This window comes from Methylobacterium longum, assembly GCF_022179385.1.
Lineage (GTDB): Bacteria > Pseudomonadota > Alphaproteobacteria > Rhizobiales > Beijerinckiaceae > Methylobacterium > Methylobacterium longum.
On the sequence record NZ_BPQS01000023.1, the window covers coordinates 83568 to 100083 of the forward strand.

Here is a 16516-nt window from a genome sequence, read left to right on the forward strand (position 1 = left end):
TTCAGCGCCTGCGTTCGGAGGCGCGCAGGAACAGCGCCAGAGCGGTGGCGAACAGGATCACGCAGAGCGAGAAGCCCGCGGTCAGTCCCGCCCAGGCCTGCCAGAGACGTCCCACCGTAGCGCCCACCACGATCGAGGCCGTCAGCATCAGGGCGGCGAACAGCACCCAGCTCGCGCCGTCCGCGGCGTCGAGGGTCGCGCGACGGTTGATTAGGTGGACCCGGACACCGTGCCGGACGACCAGGAAGACGAGCCCGAACATCAGGAGGGCGGAAGCTCCCAGAAGGATCTCCGGTGTGGTCGGAGCGCGCTCCAGCCTCGCGAACGGGCTCGCGGCCGCGGCCGGCGGCGCCGGGGCCACCCGCGGGGTTGCGCCCTGCGGCGGCGGTATCGTGAAGTCGCGCCCGCCCGGCCCCTGGATCCGGATGGCTGGCGGATATCCGGCGTCGCCGTGGAGCCCGATCATGCTCCGGGTCCGGCATCCGCGATCCGGGTCGCGCTTGGCTCGCCCCGGAGGCTCGCCCGCACCCGCCAGCGGCTGCCATCGGGTGCGCAGAGGACCGCGGCGCGATACGGCCTGAGGATGACGCGCTTCGTCGACGAACCGAGCGTCACCGTGTAGAGCTTGGCACGTCGAAGCCTTGCGGCGCAGAGGCCCGCCGCCCCGACAAGGGCGCCGGCACCAAACGCGGTCGCGGCGAGCGGCCAGGGTGAGAATGCCGCCTCGATCCGGACAGGCAGACTGACAGCCGCCTCGGCCACGCCGCGATAGTCGCGAAACAGGCCGGGTAGGCGTTCCTCCAGGGCATCCGCGGCGGCCGGCTCCGGGGACTGATCCGCGCTGAAAAGGTCGCTCCCGAAGATTGGACGCACACGCTCGAGGAACGCTGGATCGAGGGTGAGGCGCAGGTTGGTCAGGCGGAGGGTGAGGATGCCGTCAATCGCCTGGCCAGCCGACAGCAGCCCGGCCAGACCGGGCGGGCGCGGCATCGGGGGCAGCGTCAGGGTCACCGCGAGGGGCGCACTCTCAGCCTGCGGTGCGAGGTCGACCACCGTGTCCGGCAGAACCGCCGCGCGCGCCAACTCGGTCGCGGAACGATCCGCGCTCCAATTCAAGGCGAGCGTGGCCGAGGCGATGCGCTGCGGGTAGAATCCGTTGGTCAGATGCCCGATGAAGCGCAGCACCGTTCCGCCGGCGGCGTCGGCTCCACGCACCACCAAGATGCCGTCCTCCAGCCCGGCCTCCAGGCCGCCGCTGTCGACACGATCGATGCTCAGGGCCAGGGCGCCGGCCCTGATGGGCTTGAGGGTCACCGGCGGGTGATGGAACAGGGCACGCAGGGCCGGAGTGGCCAGCACGGTCGCGAGCGCCCGCCCGCCGGATGGGCCGTAGCCGATCCCGTAGACGACGAAGCCCGCTTCCGAGAAATTCCGCCCCCTCAGGGGCATCCGGACCGGATAGGCGATGATCCGCGCGACGGCCGGCGCGGCGCGCAGGGTCGCGTAGAAGGCGGCGGTGTTGCGCTCAACTTCGGCGCTGTTGCCGGGCGCGTTCTTGTTGTTCGTGATCATCCAGATCACGCCGTCGCCGCCGTGCAGGCCGGCGCGGATCCCGCCGAGCAGCGCGCCGTTGAAGTCGGCATCGGCATAGGCCTGTCCGCCGGCCTTGCGCGGCAGGTCGATGGCCGTCACGGCGGCCCGAACGCGGTCCGCTCGGTAGGGACCCTCGTACAGCATACGCGGGGAAGGACGTCCTGGGACCTGACCGTCCTGATCGAAGGCTGCAACCGCCACCACATCGGTCTGCGTTCCGGCGGCCGCTATCAGGGCCTCGACGAGGGGCCGGAACTGTGAGCCCTTCGCGGTCAGGAAGGGCTCCATCCAGCCGGAATCCTGGATCAGGAAGAGCTGACGCACCGGAGACTCCGCTCGGGCCGGTTCGCCCGTCAGCACGAGGAGCGCCAGGAGCGTCTGCAGCCAAGTCTTCATGCCGAGCGCAGCCGCAGGGTGTGGCAACGGCCACTTGATCGGCTCCACAGGTAGAGCGCCCCATCGTGCAGGAGCGCTCCCGGGTCGCCGATGGCGCAGACGTCGAGGCTGACCGGCAGGCGACGCAGTCCCGCCCCGTGCGCGTGGTGGAGAAGATGGCCCGTCACGGGGCCGGGTTGGAGAGCGCCCCGTATGAAGCCACCCTGCTGGCCCTCCAGCCGGAGGGCCAGCAGGACGGTGTCCCGTGGCATCGCCAGCACCGGGACCAGGAGGCTCCCCGCGTGGCCGCCGAGGTTCAGGCTCTCGGCTGGCGCCTGCCAGGGCGCCGCGAACCGGGCGTCGCCCCAGTAGGTGACGGTCCCTGCGGTGAGATGGGGGCCGTCGAGACGCTGGAGCGTCGCATCGCGCGACAGCGCGGCGACGTGGTAGCGGCTGTCCGCCGAGCCGAGCTGATGGGGCACGTCGGCCCGGTCGCGCCACGGGGCCTGATTGAGGATCGGACTGAACCCATCCGGCCAAGAATCGAAACGGATGCCGTCGTCACCGGCGTCGCACGTGACGAATCCGCCCGATCCCGTCCAGATCGCGTCGCCGAGGCAGTTCACCCACGGGCCGGAGAATCGGCCGCCCGGGGCGCGTCGGCCGGTCTCGAACAGGTCGAGCCCGTCCGAGCCGGCCGTGCCGCGGCACCGGACCAGCCAGCCGTCGCGCTCGGCCCAGGCGAGCAGGTCGGCCCCGCGCCAGCAGGGCGCGGAGAGGAAGCGCAGGCCCGGCATCCGCGCCGCGCCGTGAGCCAGGCCCGGGCCGAATTGCGGCAGCGTCAGCGAAACCAGCGCGGTGGCGGTCGTGTAGGCCACGCCCTCCGGGCCGACGGCGAGGGCCGGTCCCGTCGCGGAGACCGGAAGCCGTCCGAGAGCCGAGAAGCCGCGGCCGGTCCAGGCTTCCAGCGCGCCGAGATTGTCGTGAAGCAGGTAGAGGCCGGCGGGGCGTCCGGCGCGGAACAGCAGCGGTCTCCCGCTGGGGAGCGGCACCTCGACGGCGCTGCCGCCGTCGATGTCGAGCAGGGCGGGATCGGGCCGTGGCACGGGCGGACCCAGCGCCTCGCCGGTCGATGGTGCATGCGCGAATGCGACCGGGAACGGTTCGGCACGCGAGTCCCGCCGGATGCCGAGGAGCGCGATCCGGGCATCATCCGCGCCGATGCGCTGGCCGGCGACGTCGGTTGCCACGGTTCGGCCGTCCCGGAGGTGCCAGTTCTGCCGGCCTCGGAGATTGGTGAACCGGGGATCAGGATCGATCGGCCAGACGCCGTCGGCTCCGGATGCGCTACTGTCGCAATCGAAGCGGGCGTTGTTCCAACGGGTCTCCGGAGATCCATCCAAGATCAAGGGCGCCGATCCGTAGCTGAAGTGCCGCCGCGATCGTCACCTATTTCCTGCGTGTTGGGAAGGGCTCACGCGCCTGATCGTCCCGCATCTTGCCGTGATCTTGTCAGGGGATGCCGATCATCTTGTGCGTCTGCAGGGATAGGCGCCAGCGTGCATCGCGCCGGCAATAGGCGATCGCCGCCTGCGTGCTCGCGGTCTGGCCCGGCCCGTCCATCGGCTGAAGGAAGCGGTGCCTGAAGGGCAGGTCGACGAATTCCGCGGGATCGGCGTCCGCCTGTGGATAGACCAGCTTGAGCTCGTCGCCGGTGACAAGGGAGAGGGCGTTGCGGCCCTTTGGGCTCACGCAGATCCAGTCGATGCCGGGCGGCGCCGGCAGGGTGCCGTTCGTCTCGATGGCGATCTCGAAGCCTTCCGCGTGGACGGCCTCGATCAGGGGCACGTCGAGCTGGAGCAGCGGCTCGCCGCCCGTGAACACCACGTAGCGGTTGTCCGGTCCGCCGGCCCAGGCCGCCGCGATGGCGCCCGCGAGGGCGGCCGCGTCGGCAAAGCGTCCGCCGCCCTCACCGTCCATGCCCACGAAATCCGTGTCGCAGAATCGGCAGGCCGCCGCCGCGCGGTCGGCTTCACGCCCCGACCAAAGGTTGCATCCGGCAAAGCGGCAGAACACGGCCGCGCGTCCCGCCTGCGCGCCCTCGCCCTGCAGGGTGTGGAAGATCTCCTTGACCGCGTAAGCCACTGCCGTCCCAATCATCGTCGCCGCGACGCCTGGCCAGCACATAGGCTGTGCGCAGCCGGTGGACCACCGACAGTCGCGCGGCGCAGACCCCCCCTGGGGTCTCGCCTTGCTCTTGCCACGGTAGGCCCGTTCATGCCGTGATGCTGCTCGGCGACCGAAACCGGCCGTCCGGGTTGTGCCTCGTGCCGGCCGGCCGGCCGGAAGACCGGCGCCTCGCGGTGCCGACCCTGGCGATCCTCTGACGAGTCGGGCTCGAATGTCCTCTTCTCTCTACCGGCGCCTCACCGTCGGGCTTGCGGCGCTGACGGGCCTCTTCGGAACGAGCCTCGTGGGTCTCGGCGCGGCGCAGGCGGTCACGGTGCCGATCCTCGTCGCCGACGTCGATTCGGGCAAGGTGATCTACTCGCAGGCGCCGACGGATCCCTGGTATCCGGCCTCCATCACCAAGCTGATGACCACCTATGTCGCCCTCGACCTCGTGCGGCAGGGCAAGGTGTCGCTCGACTCGATGATCACGGTCTCGGCCGCCGCCGCCGCGGAGCCGCCGTCGAAGATGGGGTTCAAGCCGGGGACGCAGCTGACCCTCGACAACGCCCTCAAGATCATCATGGTCAAGTCGGCCAACGACATCGCCTTCGCGATCGGCGAGAATCTGGGCGGCTCGGTCGATAACTTCGCCGCGATGATGAACGAGACCGCCGTGCGGATCGGCATGCGCGACAGCCACTGGTACAATCCCAACGGCCTGCCCGATCCGCGCCAATGGACCTCGGCCCGCGACATGGCGGTGCTGGCCCGGGCCCTGCTCCGCGACTTCCCGGATTCCCACGACCTGTTCTCGATCTCGGCGATCCAGTTCGGCCGCGCCGTGATGGCGAACCACAACGGCCTTCTCGGGCGCTATCCGGGTACGGACGGCATGAAGACCGGCTTCATCTGCTCGGGCGGCTTCAACGTGGTGGCGACCGCCACGCGCAACGGCCGGCGCATCGTCACCATCGTGATGGGGCAGCCGAGCCCGCGGGAGCGCGACGTGAAGGCCGCCGACCTGTTCGATTACGCCTTCACCCAGAGCGCCGGCTGGACCAGCCCGACCCTCGATGCCCTGCCGGCCTCTGCCATCCCCGCGCCTCCGGACATGCGGCCCTTCGTGTGCGGCGGCAAGAAGCCCCCGGCCATCGAGGACGGCCCCGGTGCGCTGAGCGCCCCCGGCTCCGCGGCGCAACTCGTCGGCGGTGCCGCAGCGAACTCGCCGGCCCTGGCGCTCGCGGCCTTCTCCAACCCGGCCCTGCGGGCCCGGAGCCTGCCGCCCCGGGCGCCGCTCCAGCCCGTCGCGGTCTGGGTCGGACGCAATCCCGCCGAGAGTCAGCAGATCCTCGACGCTCAGGAGGCCGAGCAGAAGGCCGCCGTCGCCAACACCCGCGCCGCGAAGCTCGAAGCCGCCAAGGTGAAGCGCGCGGCGGCGCTGGAGGCGGCCAAGCAGGCCCGCGCGGAGCGCTTGGAGCGCGCGCAGGCGGCGCAGGCGGCCAAGCCGGCCCCGAAGGTCGCGGCCAAGCCGGGTCATCCTCTCCCCCGGACGGCGAGCGCCTACACGGCGGTCGAGACCCCGACGATGCCGGAGGCCAAGCCCGGCAGGGGATTGGTCAAGCCGGCGCCGAAGGCCGCCGCCCACAAGGCCGCCGCCCACAAGGCCGCCCCCGCCGAGGCCGCCACTGCCAAGGCCGCCACCGCCAAGGCCGCGGCGAAGAAGCCGGCGGCCAAGAAGGCTGCCGCCGGGGAGTAGGATCGATGTCGGACGTCCCGGGCCGTTGCCGCAGGCGTCCGACGACCCCACGTCGACGTTCATGTCACAGATGACCGCGCCCGAGCCGGATCCACGCCGTCCTGAACCGATCCCGCTCACGGTGCTCACCGGATTCCTCGGCGCTGGGAAAACCACGCTCCTGAACCGGCTGCTGCGCGATCCGGCGCTCGCCGACACGGTGGTGATCGTCAACGAGTTCGGCGCCATCGGCCTCGACCATCTGCTGATCGAGACCGTCGACGAGGACATGATCCTGCTCGGCGCCGGCTGCCTGTGCTGCACGGTGCGGGGCGACCTGATCGCCACCCTCGAGGATCTTCTCCGCAAGCGCGACAACGGCCGGATCCGGCCGTTCCGCCGCGTGGTGATCGAGACCACCGGTCTCGCCGACCCGGCGCCGATCCTGCACGCCCTGATCTACCATCCCTATCTCGTGCTGCGCTTCCGGCTGCAGGCGGTGGTGACCGTCGTCGACGCGATCACGGGCGGTGACACCCTCGACGCCCATCCGGAGGCCCTGCGCCAGGCGGCGATCGCCGACCGCATCGTCCTGACCAAAACCGACATGGCCCTCGATGCCTCGGCGATCCGAGCCCGCCTCGCCGCCCTCAATCCGGCAGCGCCGGTCGTCCTGCCGGAAACCCCCGCCGACACCCTGCTGGGTGGGCTGTTCGGTCTCGACGGCAAGGGCGCCGACGTGCGGGCCTGGCTCGGCGACGAGGCGCTGGCGCAGGCCCAGGGCGATGACGCCGACGTGAACCGGCACGACGCGTCGATCGAGGCCCTCTGCCTGACCAGCGAGGCCCCAGTGCCCCGCGCCGCCTTCGAGATGTTCATGGACCTGCTGCGCTCCGGCCACGGGCCGAAGCTGCTCCGGCTCAAGGGTATCGTGGCGCTGGCCGATGATCCGGGCCGCCCCCTGGTGGTGCATGGGGTCCAGCACGTCTTCCACGCCCCGCTCACCCTGCCCGCGTGGCCCGACCCCGACCACACCTCGCGTCTCGTCCTGATCCTGCGGGACCTCGATCCGGCCTTCGTGCGCAGGCTCTGGGACGCCTTCCTGGGTCGCCCCCGCGTCGATGCGCCGGATGCCGCCGCGCTCACCGACAATCCCCTGGCGATCCCGGGTCCCTGAACCCGCGACCCGACGGCATCGTCCTTGAACCTGTCCGCTCGAACAGCGCTTCGGGCGCGTCGGACCGTCCCGAAATGGGACGGATCGTCGAGGGGCAGGACACGCGATGGTGCGACGCTTCACCGTGATACAGGGCGGGCTCACCGGATTGCCATCCGAAGCGCGCGGATCGCACGCCGAAACCGTCGATCCCGAGGCGGTTCTGGTGGCGGCCAACGACTCGGCCGATCCGGCATCCACTTGGCGGATCGACCTGCGGTCGCCAATGACGGTTGACGCGGCGTCCGTCTCCGCGTGGCGGGCCATGCTGGTCCGGAACGCCGTGCGGGATCCGCTCCGCGATCCCGACCACCTGCTGCCCCTCGCCCAGCATCGACCCGCCGGGCGCCGGGTCGCCGTGGCCCTCGCCTGGAGCCAGGATGCGGTGACCGGCCGGGAGGCGCTGCGCGGCGTGGTGCCCCTGGCGATGCCCCATCCGATCTGGGGTGGCCGCGCGCGTCCCTGGCAGCCCGCGGAGGCTTTGGATACCGCCCTCGTCGACAACGACGCCGCGAGTGCCGTCGATCGCGCGCTGCGCGTTCGCCTCGCGGCTCTGCGCCGCCCGATCCGGCTCGTCGGGGCCATCGAGCCCGTGCGGGCGACGGCGCCCTTCCGTCTCAGCTTGGCGGCGAACCGCCCGTCGCGGCCGCGCTCGATCCCGGCCGGGAACCTCCTGGGCACCCGTCCGCATGGATGGGAGCCGCCTGCCTCCGAGATGCTGGCGGTGACCGAGCCGGACGCCGTCCGCGATGCCGTGGAGACCTTCCTGACCCTCGACGCCCGGACGGCACGGCGGCCGATCATCGCCGACCCGGCGGAAGCGTCCCTGGTGCGCGTGGTAAGCCGCCTCTTCGGCCGACGCGGCGCGCTGCGGGTCGAGTTACTGCGCCGGGCCGGCGCCATCGTCGCCGGAACGCTCCATATCGGAACCGGCGGCGCGTCCGTGGCGTGGCGACGGGTACAATCCTGAGCGGTCAATCCGCCGCGCGGGTCCGAACCTGTCGGCCATGGAGCGTGGCCCTAGCTCCGGTGCATGGCGCGCGACACCGTCCACGGTCTCCGCCCGGCCTCGCGTCGGACGCGGGCGGCGAAGATGGCCCCGACACCGGGAACCGGCAATGCCGGCCGCGTCGCGGCCGTGCTCACGCGGCTGGCCGAGATCGATCCGGATCCGAAGGCCGGCTTCAACAGGACCGATCCGTATCGGCTGCTGGTGACGGTGTTGCTCTCGGCACAATCGACCGGACCGACCGTCTCCCGCATCGCGGACGCTCTCTTTGCTGCAGTCGAGGATCCGGCCGGGATGCTGAGTTTGGGTGAGGCGCGCATCACCGACCTCATCCGGCCGGTCGGGCTCGGCCCGTCGAAGGCCCGCAACATCGTCAAGCTGTCGGCGGCCCTGCTCTCCGAGTTCGGCGGCACCGTCCCGCGCAGCGCGGCGGAGATGCGCCGCCTGCCGGGCATCGGCCGCAAGAGCGCCGAGGTCACGGCGAACTTCGCGTTCCATGAGCCCGTGATCGCCGTCGATACCCACGTGTTCCGGGTCTCGAACCGGATCCCGCTGGCGCCCGGCGCCACGGTCGACAGCGTCGCCGACGGTCTCGCCGGACTGGTGCCGGACCGCTTCAAGGACGGCGCGCATGTCTGGCTGTTCCGCCACGGACGCGACACCTGCACGGCGCGGAAGCCGGCCTGTCCCCGCTGCCCGGTCGTCGATCTCTGCACGTGGTCCGGAAAGGACCTGTGAACGGCGCTATTCGTCTTCGCCGAACCGGTTGGCGAGCAACGCCTCGATCGCGTCCAGACATTCCGCGGCATCCTCGCCCACGGCGGTGACGGCGATGCGGGTGCCCATGGCGGCGCCGAGCGTCAGAAGCCCCATGATGGAGCGGCCGCCCACGGTCTCGCCGGCCCGCGTCACCGCGACCGCGGCGTGGTAGCGCTCCACCGTCTGGACGAACTTGGCCGAGGCCCTGGCGTGCAGGCCACGCCGGTTGATGATCGGCAACATGCGCAGCAGGCCGCCTTCGGGCACCGGCGGATCGTCGTCCGTCTCGAAAAGTTCGTCCATCGGGCGGCGTGGTTTTCGTGATTGGCGAGGAGCGGACGCGGTCCCGCTTCAGGCGGAAGACGCAGATTTAGCAGAGATGCACCGGCTTGCCAGGATTCCTTCCTGACAACCGTGTCGTCGCTGCCCGAATGCGTCGATCCGGGGCCGCGCGATCGCCACGGAACCTCCGCCCGCCTACCATTCGTATTCCGCACCGACGCCGAGGCTGGTCCTCCCGTCGCTGCCGGCCTCGCCCTTCAGCTTGATCCGCCGGGTCACGTCGAAATCGACCCCGACCGCCGTGTCGGCCGGCTTGGCCCCGGCCTTCACGCCGACGCTGACGCGATCCGAGATGTAGCGCGAGGCGCCCAGCGCCGGGCCGCCGCTGGCACCGGTCGAGACGTCCAGGCTGTCGAGGCCGAGACCCTTGCGCGCCTGCTCGAACACGTCCGGTCCTGCCGCGCCGCCCGAGAGCTGCGCCACTGCCTGGGCAAGTTGCAGGGCCTGGAACGGCGAGAGGCCGCCCGCCGCCTTCTTGAACAGCAAGCGCGACAGGATCTCGTCCTGCGGTAGAACCGGATCGGAGGTCAGCGCGAATTGCGGCATGTCCGCCGGCCCGGTCACGGCAACGCGGGCGGTCACGTCGCCGGCCTTGGTCTCCGCGGCGAAGTCGAGTTCCGGTGCGGTCAGGCTCCCCGCGAAAGTCAGCTTGCCGCGGCTGAAATCGAGGCGCTGGCCGACGAGTTCGAGCCGCCCGCGGCGCATCGCGAAGGCGCCGACGGCATTCGGTGCCGCGGAGGTCCCGGTGACGCGCAGTGCACCGCCGAGCTCGGCATCGATGCCGCGCCCGCGCACGAAGATGCGGCTCGGCGCGCTCACGGCGACGTCGAGCGTGGCGTCGAACGGGACCGCCGGCTTCCTGGGCCGCCGCCCGACTTGAGCCGCTTTCGGGCCCGCGCGCTGTACCAGTCGTACCCGCACATCGGGCGGCGTGTTGACGTGGCGCACGCCTGGAAGCGGGCGGATCGTGGCCGGCAATCGGTCTGGAACGGCGACGTCGATCGACACCACGTCGACCCGACCGGTGATCCTGGGCGTCCGCACCAGCGGGCCGGCCAGGGTGATGTCCGCACTCGAGACCGCCGTCATCAGCGGGCTGGAGACCAGTTCCGCCCGGTCGGCGGTGACGTGGAAGCTCCCGGGGAAATCCGGTGCCAGAGCCACATGTCCGGTGACCGCCAGACGGCCGCCGTTGCGAGCCGCGGCGGTCAGGCGTTCGATCACGACGGTGTCGCCCCGGCCGCTCACCCGGCCCTCGATGCCGGTCAGGCGGATGCCATTGAGCGGATCCGTGAAGCTCCCGCCGGTCAGCACGGCGAAGCCCTGTGCCCGGGGCGCTGCGAGCGTGCCGGCGACGCCGCCGTCGATGGCGACGCGACCGGCGACGCTCTGGCCGCCGACGCTCAGCAGGGAGTTGGCGAGTGATGCGTCGAGGGTGCCCCGGGCACGCAGGTCGAGCGGTCCGCCCGGCTCGACCGGCAGCGTGCCCGCGACTGTCAGAGCGACGCCCCGCCCGGCCGAGACCCGCCCGTCCAGGCTGGCCTCTCCCCCGGACAGCGTGCCCTTTGCGCTGGCGTCCACCGGCGGCAGGCCGGCCTGCCGGGTCTGCGGCGCCACGAGCTTGTTGACGGTGAGCGCGTAGCGCCCGCTCGGCCGTTCGGCCGGCCCGCGCAAGTCCGCCTCCCCATCGATGGTCCCCGACAGCGCGAGGTCCGGCGCGGCGATCCTCACCAGGGACAGGGGCAACGCGCGGATCCCGACCCGGAGGTCGAGGTCGCGCCCCGCCAGCCCGTCCACGGTGATCCGTCCGGCGCCGGCCGCGATCACGAATCCGTCGATCACCGCGCCCCCGTCGCGCAGGGTGACGGTCGCCGGGCCGCTCAAGGCGAAGCGCTCGCCGCCCCGGGCGGCCGACAGGCGCTGGACCTCGACGCGGATCTGGTCGGCCGGGACGACCCGGACCGCACCGTCGAGGCCGAAACCGCGGGCCTTGGCGGTCAGCGTCACGTCGCTGCCGGCGGGGCTGCCCGCGGCGGCGAGCCGAACCGCGTCGACCTGCTGGCCGGCGGCGATGAGCCGGTCGGCCTCCAGGCGTCCGTCCAGAACCGGGTGGGCACGGAGGTCGCGGCCCCTCAGGTTGGCGTCGAGGCGAGACAGCGCGGAGGTGCCGTAGCGCAGGTCGGACCCGGTCGCCCGGATCGCGGCATCCTGGCGCCCGCCGTCGCGGGTGAGCACCACGGTGGCGTCGAGATGTCCCGCCACGGGTTCGGGCGTCAGCGGCGCGATATCCTCCAGGTTGCTGGCGCGCACGGACAAGGAGCCGGCGGAGAGCCAGGTCTCGGCCGCCACCGCGGCGTTCCCCGCCACCGCGACGGAACCCAGATTCAGGTCGAGCCGGTCGAGCACCCAGTCGGCGGCCGTGCGCGCGATATGGGCGCCGCCTGTCAGCGCCTTGCCGGCCACGGTCCCGGAGAGGCGCAGGCTTCCGTCCGGGGCGAGGAGCGCATCCTTGAGGGCGGCCTCGACACGCAGGTCGCGGATCGGCTTGCCGTCCGCCGTGGCAGTGGGCGCCGACAGCGTCGCCGTCAGATCGGGGTGTTCCAGGGAGCCGGTGAGCCGGGCGTCGATCCCAGCGCGGCCGGTCAGGCGGCCATCGAGATCCGAGAGGCTCCTGAGATCCAGGCGACCCGCGACGTCGGCGACGGCCGAGGTTGCCTCGCCTTGGAGGGTCGCGGTGAGGCCAGCGCCCTCCAGACGAAGATGGTCGAAGCCGTAGCCGTCGTAAGATTGCGAGACGCGTCCTTGAAGAGTGGGCGCGCGGCCCAAGGCGCGGTCCGCCGCGGCCAGTCCGGTGACGAGCCCGGCGGTCGACACGGTGAGATCGGCCGCCAGCGCCTTGCGCGCGGGATCGCCGCTGAGGCGCGCCTTGACCTCCACGCGACCGGCCAGGCCGCGCCCGGCAAGTCCCGAGAATACCGCGAGGTCTGGCAGGGCTGCATCCACCGAGCCGGTCAGTGTGTTCTGGCCGACGCGGCCGGCGTAGCTCGCCCGCGCCGTCTCGGATTCCAGCCGCAGGGTGGCGACGTCGATCACGCCGTCCGGCCCGGAGGCCGCCCGGACGGTGAGCTGTGCTCGGCTCCCGAGGGACCGGCGCAGGGCGGGATCGGCCAGTCGCAGACCCTCGACCTTGCCATCCGCCACGATGGCGAAGCGCTGCGCCGCCGCTTCACCCTGCGGCTCCACGCCGAGGCGCGCCTCGATGTGATCCAACGCCGAGTCCCGGCTGCGCAGGTCGGCCGCGTCGAGGCTGCCGCGTATCGTCGGCGCCGTCAGCGGCCCCTTCAGGCTGCCGTCGAACACGAGCCGGCCGATCTCGGCCTCGCCCGCGCGCGTCACCGCGCCCTCGGTGGGCAGGGCGCGGGCCTGAAGCGTCAGATCGGCGATCCGATCCTTGGTCAGGCTGCCGCCCGCCGCGAGGCGCGCCGTGCGGGAGGTCAGTTCCAGGCGGTCAATCCGGAAGGCGCCGCTATCCGCGAAGGCCAGCCCGCCCTCGAGCTTGGTCGTGCCGGCGAAGACGGATGCCGCCGGGCCCGGTGCCAAGCCCTCGATGCGCGCCGCGAGGTCCAGGGCGAGGCGCCGCTCGGCGCCGATGCGGGAGATCTTCGCGCCACCCTTTGCCCCGATGTCCGGCCCGGCGGTGAAGTCGAGCTTGGCATTCCAGGCATCAAGGGTGCCCGCGCCGTCGAGGTCGAAGTCGATGGGCGGAGTGCCCGGGAGATTGGCCGCCTTCGAGAGCAGCCCGCCCGCAGGCTCGATCAGGTTGGCCTTCAGTTCCAGGCGGTCGCCCGTCGGCACGTAGAGGAGCGAGAGCAGGAAGCGCCCGGCGGCATCAAGGCGCTGCGCCCGCGCCTGCAGGTCGAGCCCCTCGCTGGCCGCGCCGAGCCGCGCCCGACCCTCGGCCGAGAGGCGCGCGGTCTGCCCGGCGACCGGCTCGCTGAGGACGAGTTCGGCCAGCTTGAAGCCCTTGACCTCGACCTTCACGGGCAAGTCCGGCAGCAACTTCCCGTCGGGCTTGGCCTCCGGCGGCGTGGGACCCGGGATCGGCCGGCGCAGCACCTCGATCCGCCCGACCTCCAGGCTGTCCACCTCCAGTCGTCCCGACAGAAGGGCGAGCCGGCGCCAGACGATGCGGGCCCGGTCGAGCTTCAGCCAGACGCCGTCGCGGTCGCTCACGGCGACGTCGCGGATCGTGGCATCGGAGGACAGGGCCCCGTCGACCGCGCCGATCGCCACGCGGGACGAGGGCGTGGACAGCGCGTGCGACAGGAGTCCGCCTAAGACGGACTTGTCGCCTTCGTCGGCGCGGGTCGGTACGGCGCCGGCCGGCATCAGAACCGCCAGGCCGATCAGCACCAGCGCACGCAGCCACATCTCCCGAAGGGAAGAGCGGCGCCGCGATCCGGTCCGCCCGCGAGAAACGACCATTCAGAACGCCTGTCCCAGGCTGAGATAGAGGACCGCCGGACGCACGTGGCCGCCCTTGTACGGGTCGAGCGGAAAGGCGAGATCCGCGCGGATCGGACCGATCCCGGTGTAGTAGCGCAGGCCGATGCCCACCGATTTCCGGATCTTCTCTTCGAAATCCGGCACCGCGGAGGCGAAGGCGGTCCCGGCGTCGAAGAACGGCACGACGCCGATCGTGTCGGTGACCTTGATGCGGGCCTCGAGGGAGGCCTCCAGAAGGCTGCGGCCGCCGATCGGCAGGTTGAAGGGGCCGATGGGCCCGAGCGTCCGGTACGGATAGCCGCGCACCGATCCGCCGCCGCCGGCGAAGAACCGGAAATTGTCCGGGATGTCCCCGAGGGGCGCACCCGAGACTGAGCCGAAGCCGATCCGGCCCGCGAGGATGTACCGGGATTCGTCATCCAGCGCGTAGTAGGTCGAGCCCTGCGCCTTGGCGACCACGATCCCCGGCGATGAGATGGCCCCGGGGTAGACGGCCAACGACGCGATCGCCCGTACGCCGCGGGTCGGATCCAACAGGCTGTCGGTGGAATCGTAGGTCACCGAAGCCGGCGTCCCGATCAGCCGGTACTTGACGGTGCCGAGCGCGTCCTTCGAGCGACCGACCTGGGCGTCGAGGCCGATCTGCGCCGAGAACGTATCGGAGAACCGGTGCCGGATCGCCGCCGAGGCCCCACCGCCATCCACGAGATAGCTCTGCTGCACCTCGCGGGTGACGAAGACGTTGGCCAGGAGGTCGTTCCGGCTGCCCCACAGGGCCGGCTGGACGGAGGTCGCCGACAGGCGTCCGCCGAGCCCGTTTGTTCCGATTCCGGCGATCCTGCGCTGGGTCGCGAATGGATCGTTGCCGAGGCCGAGATAGTAGAGGTCGGCGTCGATCCGGAAGGTCTCGCCGCCCCCGAACAGGTTGCGGTTGGCGTAGTAGGTCCGCACTCCGGGACCGTCGACCGTGGAGTAGCGCGCCGACACGCCCACGAGATTGCGCTCGCGTTCGCTGACTTCGACGAAGAGCGGCAGGTTGCCGTCGGCATCCAGCGCCGTGCCCTCACGAACCCGCACGCCCCCGATGCCCTCGATCCGCGCCACGGACCGGCGGATCGCGGCTACCGCCTGAGGCGCATACGGATCGCCCGGCTCCGCATAGATGAAGGATCGGATCGTCGCAGGATCGATCCCCGGGGCGCCGCTCACCGCGACGGCGCCGAGACCGGCGGCAGGCCCGGGCTCGATCGTGAAGGTCACGTCCATGACGTGCGCGGCATCGTCGACAACCGGATCCCGGGCGACGGCCTTCGCGAACGGATGACCCCGACTCCTGAACTGGTCGACGATCTGGGCTTCGCGCGCCAGCACCGTGGCCGAGCGGGCCGGCACGTCCTCGTCGACGCGGGTGATGCGCACGGGCAGAACGGCATCGGAGAAGGGTCGGCCCGCCGGGTCACGGACGACGATCCGGCGCAAGTGATAGAGCGGGCCGAGATCGACGGCGATCCGGGTCGGGACGAGGCCGCGATCGCGCCAAGCCTCGGCGGCACGGACGGCGCTCGCGGCCGGGCCCGTCGCCGGGACGCCATCGATCCGGATCGCGATCGTTCCCTGGTAGTAGCCGAAGCCCGACAAGACATCGGCGAGCTTGACGCGGTCGGCCTCGGCGCGGCGCAGCAAGCCGTCCCCGTCCGGGGGCGGTTCCTGCCGCAGGCGATAGAGGGTCGACGTGTCCTGCAATGCCCGGAGGACATCGGAATCGTCGGTGCCGGTGATCCGCACCGTGTAGGGCAGCGCCGTCGGACTCGGGGCCGGCGGCTCCGGCTCGTTGCCGAACAGGTTGAACAGATCGAAGGCGCGAGCCGGGCCCGGGACGGTGACCAGCATCGGGCATGACGCGGCGCCGGCCAGGATCACTCGCGACACAGCACGGCGCACGCCGACGATGTGGGTTCGGCTCACTGAGACGGAGACGCGCAAACCGCGGTCGTCAGTCCCGTTCGAGGGCGGAAGCACCGCCCGTCCCAATCAGCATCGCACGTTCCCCCCTACGCTACCCGACATAGCGTGCCCCGCCCCTTCTTAAGGCCTGGTCTCCGCGAGGCCAACACTGCGGTGCCCGTCGCCTCGATTTGCCGCTGGAGCACCGCCGCATTTCATGGTCCGGGTCGCGACGCGACCGTCGGCGGGGCCGGGACCGGCATTTCGGGCGCGTCTAAGGGAATCCGCGGCGCTTGGTGACGGAGCGCGTGACTGTCGAGATCACGCTCGGCGACATCGCCACGTGCGTCGATGGACCGCCGGACGTCAGCGCGTCCAAGATGCCGGGCCCCGCGCGGGTGGCCACCTTGAACAAACTCGTTCGCCAGCCGCTGTGCGAGGCGCGACGTTCCTCATCGACCCTGGATCTCCAGGGACGTTGAATGGGGGGCGGCGCAAGTACCGCCCTGCCCTGCCCTGCAGGCTGGGACGGTGCGCACGAAAAAAGCCGGCCCGCGGGAAGCGGACCGGCTTTGTCGAAGATCGTTGGTTGCGGGGACAGGATTTGAACCTGTGACCTTCAGGTTATGAGCCTGACGAGCTACCGGGCTGCTCCACCCCGCGCCAAGTTTGTGCGGCTGGTCCCGGGTGGGCGCGGGCTGGGGTGCAGCGGGCGCGGTATCCGGGGGCCGGATCGGTGTTCGTGAGGAGGGAGGGGTTGCGATGGGCGGGTCTGGCGGCGACCGACTCTCCCGTGTCTTGAGACACAGTACCATGGGCGCTGGCGTGTTTAACGGCCGAGTTCGAGATGGGATCGGGTTCTGGG

Annotated in this window: 12 protein-coding genes, 1 tRNA gene and 1 rRNA gene; 5 read left to right on the forward strand and 9 right to left on the reverse strand. The window is 71.6% G+C overall.

Annotated features, from left to right (window positions below; all coding sequences use genetic code 11):
* Position 1: 1 nt before the first annotated feature.
* The 4 genes from MFF58_RS19300 to queE all read right to left on the reverse strand — a co-directional run bounded on the left by MFF58_RS19300 (position 2) and on the right by queE (position 4113).
* Complete coding sequence (locus MFF58_RS19300) at positions 2 to 466, reverse strand: hypothetical protein (protein ID WP_238290466.1); 465 nt, start codon at positions 464 to 466, stop codon at positions 2 to 4.
* Complete coding sequence (locus MFF58_RS19305; protein ID WP_238290467.1) at positions 463 to 1989, reverse strand: hypothetical protein; 1527 nt, start codon at positions 1987 to 1989, stop codon at positions 463 to 465. The genes MFF58_RS19300 and MFF58_RS19305 overlap by 4 nt, the downstream gene beginning before the upstream one ends.
* The gene (locus MFF58_RS19310; RefSeq protein WP_238290468.1) at positions 1986 to 3218 is read right to left on the reverse strand and encodes a hypothetical protein; all 1233 of its coding nucleotides are present in this window, start codon (positions 3216 to 3218) and stop codon (positions 1986 to 1988) included. The genes MFF58_RS19305 and MFF58_RS19310 overlap by 4 nt, the downstream gene beginning before the upstream one ends.
* A gap of 262 nt (positions 3219 to 3480) precedes the next feature.
* Positions 3481 to 4113, reverse strand: coding sequence for a 7-carboxy-7-deazaguanine synthase (gene queE / locus MFF58_RS19315; protein ID WP_238290469.1), 633 nt, complete (start codon positions 4111 to 4113; stop codon positions 3481 to 3483).
* 256 nt (positions 4114 to 4369) lie between these two features.
* On the opposite strand from queE, the gene MFF58_RS19320 reads away from it, so the two are divergent.
* From MFF58_RS19320 to MFF58_RS19335, 4 genes are all read left to right on the forward strand, one after another.
* Positions 4370 to 5896 carry a D-alanyl-D-alanine carboxypeptidase family protein gene (locus MFF58_RS19320; protein WP_238290470.1) on the forward strand — a complete coding sequence of 509 codons (1527 nt, stop codon included), beginning with the start codon at positions 4370 to 4372 and terminating at the stop codon, positions 5894 to 5896.
* A 61-nt stretch (positions 5897 to 5957) separates the two neighbouring features.
* Complete coding sequence (locus tag MFF58_RS19325) at positions 5958 to 7052, forward strand: CobW family GTP-binding protein (protein WP_238290471.1); 1095 nt, start codon at positions 5958 to 5960, stop codon at positions 7050 to 7052.
* 106 nt (positions 7053 to 7158) lie between these two features.
* Positions 7159 to 8061 (forward strand): GNAT family N-acetyltransferase, encoded by a 903-nt coding sequence (locus MFF58_RS19330; RefSeq protein ID WP_238290472.1) that lies wholly within the window; start codon positions 7159 to 7161, stop codon positions 8059 to 8061.
* A 123-nt stretch (positions 8062 to 8184) separates the two neighbouring features.
* Positions 8185 to 8838: an endonuclease III domain-containing protein gene (locus tag MFF58_RS19335; RefSeq protein WP_238290474.1), complete on the forward strand. Its 654-nt coding sequence runs from the start codon at positions 8185 to 8187 to the stop codon at positions 8836 to 8838.
* Positions 8839 to 8844: 6 nt separating this feature from the next.
* On the opposite strand, the gene MFF58_RS19340 is transcribed toward MFF58_RS19335, so the two are convergent.
* The 3 genes from MFF58_RS19340 to MFF58_RS19350 all read right to left on the reverse strand — a co-directional run bounded on the left by MFF58_RS19340 (position 8845) and on the right by MFF58_RS19350 (position 15597).
* Positions 8845 to 9162 carry an HPr family phosphocarrier protein gene (locus tag MFF58_RS19340; RefSeq protein ID WP_238290475.1) on the reverse strand — a complete coding sequence of 106 codons (318 nt, stop codon included), beginning with the start codon at positions 9160 to 9162 and terminating at the stop codon, positions 8845 to 8847.
* Between the two features lie 174 nt (positions 9163 to 9336).
* Positions 9337 to 13686 (reverse strand): translocation/assembly module TamB domain-containing protein, encoded by a 4350-nt coding sequence (locus tag MFF58_RS19345; protein ID WP_435404738.1) that lies wholly within the window; start codon positions 13684 to 13686, stop codon positions 9337 to 9339.
* A complete protein-coding gene (locus MFF58_RS19350) occupies positions 13687 to 15597 on the reverse strand; it encodes an autotransporter assembly complex protein TamA (RefSeq protein WP_238290476.1) in 1911 nt (636 codons plus the stop codon).
* Between the two features lie 362 nt (positions 15598 to 15959).
* Here MFF58_RS19350 and MFF58_RS19355 point away from each other — a divergent pair, with 362 nt between their 5' ends.
* Positions 15960 to 16133, forward strand: a complete 174-nt coding sequence (locus tag MFF58_RS19355) for a hypothetical protein (RefSeq protein ID WP_238290477.1) — start codon at positions 15960 to 15962, stop codon at positions 16131 to 16133.
* A 104-nt stretch (positions 16134 to 16237) separates the two neighbouring features.
* On the opposite strand, the gene MFF58_RS19360 is transcribed toward MFF58_RS19355, so the two are convergent.
* Positions 16238 to 16314: transfer RNA gene (locus tag MFF58_RS19360), tRNA-Met, on the reverse strand.
* A gap of 107 nt (positions 16315 to 16421) precedes the next feature.
* A 5S ribosomal RNA gene (gene rrf / locus MFF58_RS19365) occupies positions 16422 to 16516 on the reverse strand; the annotation flags it as partial.